At 50.1% G+C, this 7,174-nt stretch carries 6 protein-coding genes and 2 tRNA genes; 3 read left to right on the top strand and 5 right to left on the bottom strand.

What is annotated here, in order from left to right:
* Positions 1-436: 436 nt before the first annotated feature.
* Positions 437-2,299 carry an ATP-dependent zinc metalloprotease FtsH4 gene (gene ftsH4, locus NDI52_RS04820; protein WP_190770885.1) on the top strand — a complete coding sequence of 621 codons (1,863 nt, stop codon included), beginning with the start codon at positions 437-439 and terminating at the stop codon, positions 2,297-2,299.
* 557 nt (positions 2,300-2,856) lie between these two features.
* On the opposite strand, the gene NDI52_RS04815 is transcribed toward ftsH4, so the two are convergent.
* Positions 2,857-3,096 carry a 2TM domain-containing protein gene (locus tag NDI52_RS04815; protein ID WP_190770886.1) on the bottom strand — a complete coding sequence of 80 codons (240 nt, stop codon included), beginning with the start codon at positions 3,094-3,096 and terminating at the stop codon, positions 2,857-2,859.
* Between the two features lie 262 nt (positions 3,097-3,358).
* The gene (moaC, locus tag NDI52_RS04810; protein WP_190770887.1) at positions 3,359-3,850 is read right to left on the bottom strand and encodes a cyclic pyranopterin monophosphate synthase MoaC; all 492 of its coding nucleotides are present in this window, start codon (positions 3,848-3,850) and stop codon (positions 3,359-3,361) included.
* Between the two features lie 307 nt (positions 3,851-4,157).
* On the opposite strand from moaC, the gene NDI52_RS04805 reads away from it, so the two are divergent.
* Positions 4,158-4,231, top strand: a tRNA-Arg gene (locus NDI52_RS04805).
* Positions 4,232-4,425: 194 nt separating this feature from the next.
* A tRNA-Arg gene (locus NDI52_RS04800) sits at positions 4,426-4,499 on the top strand.
* A gap of 88 nt (positions 4,500-4,587) precedes the next feature.
* Here the strand turns inward: NDI52_RS04800 and NDI52_RS04795 are convergent.
* The 3 genes from NDI52_RS04795 to rplU all read right to left on the bottom strand — a co-directional run bounded on the left by NDI52_RS04795 (position 4,588) and on the right by rplU (position 7,033).
* The gene (locus tag NDI52_RS04795; RefSeq protein ID WP_190770888.1) at positions 4,588-5,841 is read right to left on the bottom strand and encodes an MFS transporter; all 1,254 of its coding nucleotides are present in this window, start codon (positions 5,839-5,841) and stop codon (positions 4,588-4,590) included.
* Positions 5,842-6,297: 456 nt separating this feature from the next.
* On the bottom strand, positions 6,298-6,570 hold the full coding sequence (gene rpmA, locus NDI52_RS04790) for a 50S ribosomal protein L27 (RefSeq protein WP_190770889.1): 273 nt from the start codon (positions 6,568-6,570) through the stop codon (positions 6,298-6,300).
* Between the two features lie 85 nt (positions 6,571-6,655).
* Positions 6,656-7,033, bottom strand: coding sequence for a 50S ribosomal protein L21 (gene rplU / locus NDI52_RS04785; protein ID WP_190770890.1), 378 nt, complete (start codon positions 7,031-7,033; stop codon positions 6,656-6,658).
* Between the last annotated feature and the right edge of the window lie 141 nt (positions 7,034-7,174).

Raw genomic sequence — 7,174 nt, 5'->3', positions numbered from 1 at the left:
CCAGGCGATTCTACGAGTTCTCAGCACTTCGAGAAGTGTGGCGACCCAAGCTTTCTTACGGTTTTTATGAACCAGAGGGCGGACGGTCTGCCACTTCTCCAAGATACAAGGGCCGTGCTTAGCACGGCCCTCTCTTCTCATAAATGGCTATCAATATACACCTACGAATACTTGAGTTCGGGTTTCCTCCCCTTAACCGCCCCGCCCCTATTCCCTAAAGCATCTAAGATCGGTACAGAGATTGCAATTCGTAACATAACGAGCAGCGTCTCTCATAAATCAACGGGACGTTCGGCTGTGCCATCCCATGGCAGTTGTCTCCATTTCCCCTCCACAGGAGGATCACTGGAGAGCCTGCCAACCTTTACGGTGTCGGAGAAGGTGTTTGCCCATAGCGCCCGATGTTAATCTGTTTAGCCAAGGAGCATTCTTCGCAATGCCAATCAAAGATCAGCCGCAACCCCCACGGTCTCGTGTTATTGGCAGATTTCTGCTAATTGGATCGAGCATTTACCTGTTAATCAATCTGCTACTTCCCGTGTTCTTTGGCCCTTCCATTCCACGGGTTCCCTACAGCTTGTTTATCCATCAGGTTAGCGAAGGGGAAGTAGCGCGTGCTTCCATTGGACAAGATCAAATTCGGTATCAGCTTAAAGATGAAGGGGAAACAGCCGGATCGGTGCTTTCTACCACTCCCATTTTTGACCTGAACCTGCCCAAACTTTTAGAAGAACAAAAAGTAGAATTTTCCGCTATCCCTCCGGCTCGAGGTAACTGGTTTACCAGCCTGCTGGGATGGGTCATTCCCCCCTTAATCTTTGTAGGGATCTGGCAGTTCTTCCTGAACCGGGGCGGTGGCGGCCCTCAGGGTGCCCTTTCTATTGGCAAGAGTAAGGCCAAGGTTTATGTGGAAGGCGATGCTGGCAAAATTACCTTTGCCGATGTGGCTGGGGTCGAAGAAGCCAAAACTGAATTAGTCGAGATTGTAGATTTCTTAAAAAACTCCCAGAAATTTACAGATATTGGTGCCCGAATTCCCAAAGGAGTCCTGTTGGTTGGACCTCCTGGTACTGGAAAAACCTTGCTGGCACGTGCTGTAGCCGGCGAAGCGGGAGTCCCCTTCTTCAGTATCTCGGGTTCCGAGTTTGTTGAACTCTTCGTAGGGGTTGGTTCTGCGCGGGTTCGTGACCTGTTTGAGCAAGCCAAAAAGCAATCTCCTTGTATCATCTTCATTGATGAATTGGACGCCATTGGTAAGTCTCGAGCAACCGGCGGCTTCTATGGTGGCAATGATGAACGGGAACAAACCCTGAACCAGTTGCTCACCGAAATGGATGGTTTTGCTGCAGGTGGGCAGACGGTGATTGTGTTGGCTGCAACCAACCGTCCCGAAAGCCTGGATCCAGCTCTATTACGTCCCGGTCGATTTGACCGCCAGGTGCTGGTCGATCGCCCTGACCTGACCGGTCGCCTCGCTATTCTCGAAATCCACGCCAAGGATGTAAAGTTGGGGCCGAGTGTGGATCTGAAGGCGATCGCCACCCGTACCCCCGGTTTTGCCGGAGCGGATCTGGCCAACCTGGTAAATGAGGCTGCCCTACTGGCTGCCCGTAACAATCGCCAACTTGTCACCCAAGAGGACTTTGCTGAAGCCGTCGAGCGGGTTGTCGCCGGTTTGGAGAAGAAGAGTCGCGTCCTTAACGAAAAAGAGAAGAAAATTGTGGCTTACCACGAAGTCGGCCATGCTATGGTCGGTGCCGTGATGCCCGGTAGCAATAAAGTGGAGAAGATCTCCATTGTTCCCCGAGGTATGGCGGCTCTGGGCTACACTCTCTCACTGCCAACAGAGGATCGCTTCCTACTAAGCGAGATCGAGTTGGAAGGACAGATTGCGACCCTGTTGGGTGGGCGATCGGCTGAAGAAGTTGTTTTCGGCAGTATTACTACTGGAGCCGCGAACGACCTACAGCGGGCCACCGAAATGGCTGAGCGCATGGTTACCACCTACGGCATGAGTAAGGTGTTAGGGCCTCTGGCTTATCAGCAAAATCAGGGCAACAATTTCCTGGGAGCGGATGGCTCAAATCCTCGCCGTATGGTTAGTGCTCAAACTGCTGAGGCGATCGACCAGGAAGTCAAGGGCATTGTAGAATCTGCTCACGAGAAAGCCCTGGACATTCTCAAAGAAAACCGCGACTTGTTGGAAGAAATTTCAACCCAACTCCTCGACCGGGAAGTGATCGAGGGTGAGGAACTATACGCTTATCTGGGCCGCGTTAAGTCTCCAGTTGCCGTTTAATTTCCATCTACACTGTGATGCAAGGGAAGCTTCTTAAAGAAGCTTCCCTATTTTTATTCCGCTTTTATGTTCAACATCCCTCTGACAATAACTAACTATAGCAATGTGCAAGTGCGTTAAGTACAGCAACGGTGGTGTGGGGCACTTCGTGCCCCACACCACCGTACTTAATCAACGTGCACAGCGCTATACACCTCTAGAACAGCACTAACGCTACCTCAACCTGAGTTCAGGTTAGGGCTTTTGCGAGGGCGGAGTGCATACTCAAATGGGCACTTGAGCGTATCCCGAATTGGGGCTACCTCAGTTTTGATATGACAAAGATTAAGACAAAAAGAGAGCGTAGATTCTGTCTCACGCTCTCTTCCCGTTCTAAAACGGAATTTTATATGGGGTCAATTCCTGGTGAGGACGAATTCTGTTGATCTCTACATAATCAATCTGTGACGCACCTATGTCAGGGCTTGCACACATCCGTTATATTTGGTGATCTTTGTTGATTGTGGGGTGAACACACCACAATCAACAAAATGCGTCCGTTCTACATGTATTACTGCTTATTTAGAATAATCGGCGATCGCAAAGATCACAAGTCCATGCACCACCAGTGCAGTCAACCAGGCTCCCGTTACCCAGACTGTCCAGGGCCACGACTCCATCTGTACCAACCGGAAAAACCACAGACCGCTGTTAACGGCGATAAACGCAGCCACATGCACAGCAAACGTCATGCGATCATCCAGACGACGAAAATCGGGATCCTGGCGAGTCGGAACACGAGACCAACGGGGGGGCATAGGAACACCTGAGCAATGAATATATCTATTTTACAGCGCTTTTCAAGCGCTTAAAATCTGGTTGTTTTTGTGAGAGCCGCGCTCTGCGCGGCTCTCACAAAAACAACTCTGACTGGCTCAAGCGCAAAGCGCTGTAAGAAGGCAAAAAGGCAGAGGAGCAAGGAGACAGGGGAGGATAAGGGCAACCTTTTTATATCTTTTTCCGATCAGGTGAGGGATGAGGTCGACCTTCTCCAGGCTGCACGAGATCCCTCATCTACGTTCACTCGGCTCGATAATCCCCCGATTTTCCACCCGTTTTACTGACGAGATGAATAGACTCAATTTGCATCGATTTTTCCAGTGCTTTTGCCATGTCATACAAGGTCAGAGCCGCAATGGAAACAGCGGTTAGAGCTTCCATTTCGACACCCGTTTCCGCTTTCGTGCGGACGGTCGCCTGAATTCGATAGCCCGGCAGATCAAAATCAGGGGTAATTTGCACTTCCACTTTTTGCAGAGGCAGCGGATGGCAGAGGGGAATCAGTTGGGAGGTTTGCTTAGCTGCCATAATGCCTGCGATCCGTGCCGTTCCCAGAACATCTCCTTTAGGAGCGTTGCCCGATTGGATAGTTTCCAAGGTTGTGCTTTGCATGCGAACAAGACCCGAGGCGATCGCCTCTCGCACCGTCTGTGCCTTTGCAGAAACATCAACCATCTGGGCCTGCCCCTGAGCATCCAGGTGAGTCAGGGAGTTGGAGGAAAAATTCGTCATAACGTTTTACCCATGTGGAGCGATATTCTGTGCGCCTTCCTCCACCGTACTGGATTCATGGCTTCAGCGTTATGACTGATCTTGTCATCTTGGAAACGAAGAAACGGAATATAACGCAGCCCGCCTCTCCCCAAAGTGGATGTGAAAATATTTAGAAAATTTTCCGAAAAAACAGGCTTAAAAATGTTCCCCCATCAAGTTATTATTAGTAAGGCGCAGCGATTTGGGTTTGAATGACAAAAACAAATGTGTTGCGCGGTTCTTGCAGAGACCATCTCGACTATGGTATAGTAAGAACTCGTGAGATGGGCTTGTAGCTCAGTGGACTAGAGCACGTGGCTACGGACCACGGTGTCGGGGGTTCGAATCCCTCCTGGCCCGTTAATAAAAAGGAGCAGCATTAACTGCTCCTTTTTTGTTCTTTAAACTAATCTAAAAGCTCAGCAATTCTCATTTTGAGCTTCAAAGCTGAGAGTCAAATCTCGGCTTTGATGCCCATACTGAGAATTGCTGGCTAAAGGCTTACGGGACTAGGTATTGCATCTCAATCGTGGTATAGTAAGAAGTTGTGAGATGGGCTTGTAGCTCAGTGGACTAGAGCACGTGGCTACGGACCACGGTGTCGGGGGTTCGAATCCCTCCTGGCCCGTTAATAAAAAGGAGCAGTATTAACTGCTCCTTTTTTGTATTCAGAATCTAACGGTAAGAGGTTCGCTGCGCTTTACACCGCGAACCTCTTACTTCTTGCTCAAGTGAACTGGAACCGCATCCAGGGCATAAACATCCCTTCCTCGGCCCAGGGCAAAGCGCACTGAGTGGAGCAAGTCTTTGCTAGATAACGTCAAAAATACCAGTAGCCCGAGCAGCGAAAGCCCCGCTGAAATGGCGAACACAGTACGGAAACTTGTCTGGATGGCGATCGCCCCTAACACTGGCCCTGCGATCGCAATCCCTAAATCAAAGCCTACCATCGCCAAACTAAAGGTTTGTCCCCGTTGATCCGGAGCCGAGCGATCTGCCATTAGTGCCGCCATCATCGGGATCAACGTTCCAGCTCCGGCCCCTTCCAGCACCCCAGCCAGCAGAAATCCAGCGACGCTATCCGTTGTCCATAAAGTTGCCATGGCAAGTGCATAGAGAATCAGGCTACCCGAGATGAAAGGACCACGGCCATAGTAGTCGGATGCTCGTCCCACCAGCAGACGACTGGAAAAACCAGCGATTGCGGCTGTGCTGTAGAACAGTCCCACATTAATCGAAACGTCTACCTCAGTCACCAACAACGGCACAAAGGTTGTTAGGGCGCCAAACGACAGACCAATCAACAGCAGCACCACGGCTGGTGTACGAATTGAAGGAGCGCCCAACATTCCCCAAAACTGCAAGCCCCCAGGAGTTGGGGTGTTTCCAGCAGGACGTGCACTCTCTCGTACCCCTAAGGTAAAGAGCAATCCTAGAATTCCCAACAAGGCTGACGCCAAAAACGCAGCATTGAATCCGTAACGAGATTGTAGAAAACCTCCTAAAGCCGGCCCAATTCCCATGCCGATGGGATTCACTAAGCTCATGTAACCAATCACCTCCCCTCGATTTGCAACGGGAGATAGGTCTACGACAAGAGCACTAAACGCCAGCGCAAAGGCCGCAATGCTAATACCGTGAAACGCTCGTAAGGCAATTAACCAGGAGAATGAGTCGGTTAGACCATAGCCAAAGGGAGCGATCGCTACCGTCGCAATGCCAATCAGTAACACTAACTTCCGCCCGCGGGTGTCAGCTAAGCGAGCCAGGAAGGCGCGAGTAGCCAGGAGCCCAATCGCGAAAGCTCCCATCACAATTCCAATAACTTGCCCATTGCCACCGATAGATTGAAGATAAAGCGGCAACACCGGTAACATTGCGGCCAACGAAGCCCAAAACAAAAGGCCCGCCGTAAACAACACCAATAAGTTGCGCCGAGTCTGAGGCTGCAAGGTTAAAAGAATTTTCACGAATCGCGTTCTTGCGTACAACGTTTGAAAGGCAGGAGCATTCCTTCTGCCTTTTACATCATGAAGAAAGGCCTATCTTCGGGCATCCCCCAAATGGAGCTTTATAGAAGCATGTAAGTGCGTTCGGCAATCTGAATCCTTTGCACAGAACGGAAATGTGGAGTGCTTCACTCATATCAAACCCAGTTGAAGAAGCATAATATGCAGCGGTGCCGCGCAATGTACTGCATATTATGCTTCTCTAACCAGATATCCTGCCAAGGACAAAAATAGATTTGGATTGCGCTATCAATAAACAGCAATCCAGCAAAAAGCCCGGTTTCCAGTAGAAAACCGAGCTAAGAATTCGTGCAATCTTTGAGCTATAGCGTCTACACGATTACGCTAGAAAAGCCTTGGAGAAGGTTAATGTTTTGCGCGTTTTACAAACAAAACATTAACCGTTCAACAAACCACTTAGGCAGAAGCTTCTGCTACTGCTGGGTAAACGCTAACTTTCTTGCGATCCTTGCCCTTACGCTCGAAGGTGACAATCCCATCAACCAGAGCAAAGAGCGTATCATCGCTACCACGACCCACATTCACACCGGGGTGAACTTGAGTACCGCGCTGACGAATGAGAATATTGCCTGCTTTGACAACCTCACCACCATAACGCTTAACACCTAAGCGCTTGGCATTAGAGTCGCGTCCGTTCCGTGTACTACCTGTACCTTTCTTATGAGCCATACTGCTAACCCGTTACATCCTGGTTCTGGTTTTACTTTAGCGAAAAAGCGATCGCCCGTGCAGCAACACGCCCTGTTGTGAGGCCTTATTCAGCCGCGGCAGCGGTATCAGTAGGCTCAGACTTAGCCGCAGCTTGGCTGCTGGAACCGCCTACATTAATGGAATCAATCATCAAGCGTGTCAGCTCTTGGCGATGACCCTGCTTTTTACGAGTCTTTTTCTTAGGCCGCATCTTGTAGACGACGATCTTACGACCCCGCAAATGACGTAAGACTGTACCCTCAACCGTGGCCCCTTCAACCCAGGGTTGCCCAATGGAGATGTCTCCATCGTTCTCGACAAATAGAACACGGTCAATGGATACTTTACCGTTCTCTTCTACCGCCAAACGCTCTACATCATAGAAGCGACCGGGCTCAACGCGGAACTGCTTCCCGCCCGTTTCAATAATTGCGTAGGTCATAAATCCCTCTCATGAGTGGCCGTACAGGTTGCGTGCCTGGTTCAGGAATCGCATTCTTACCTGATCCGAGCCGAAAACAGACAATATATCATTGTGCCGGAATTGAGCCCTATTCGTCAACACTGAGTTCTTATGTTCAGC

The sequence above is a fragment of the Leptolyngbya sp. PL-A3 genome (assembly GCF_039962325.1).
GTDB lineage: Bacteria > Cyanobacteriota > Cyanobacteriia > Elainellales > Elainellaceae > Vacuolonema.
The sequence above is the reverse complement of the archived record's forward strand: the minus strand, read 5'-3'. Positions and strand labels throughout refer to the sequence as shown.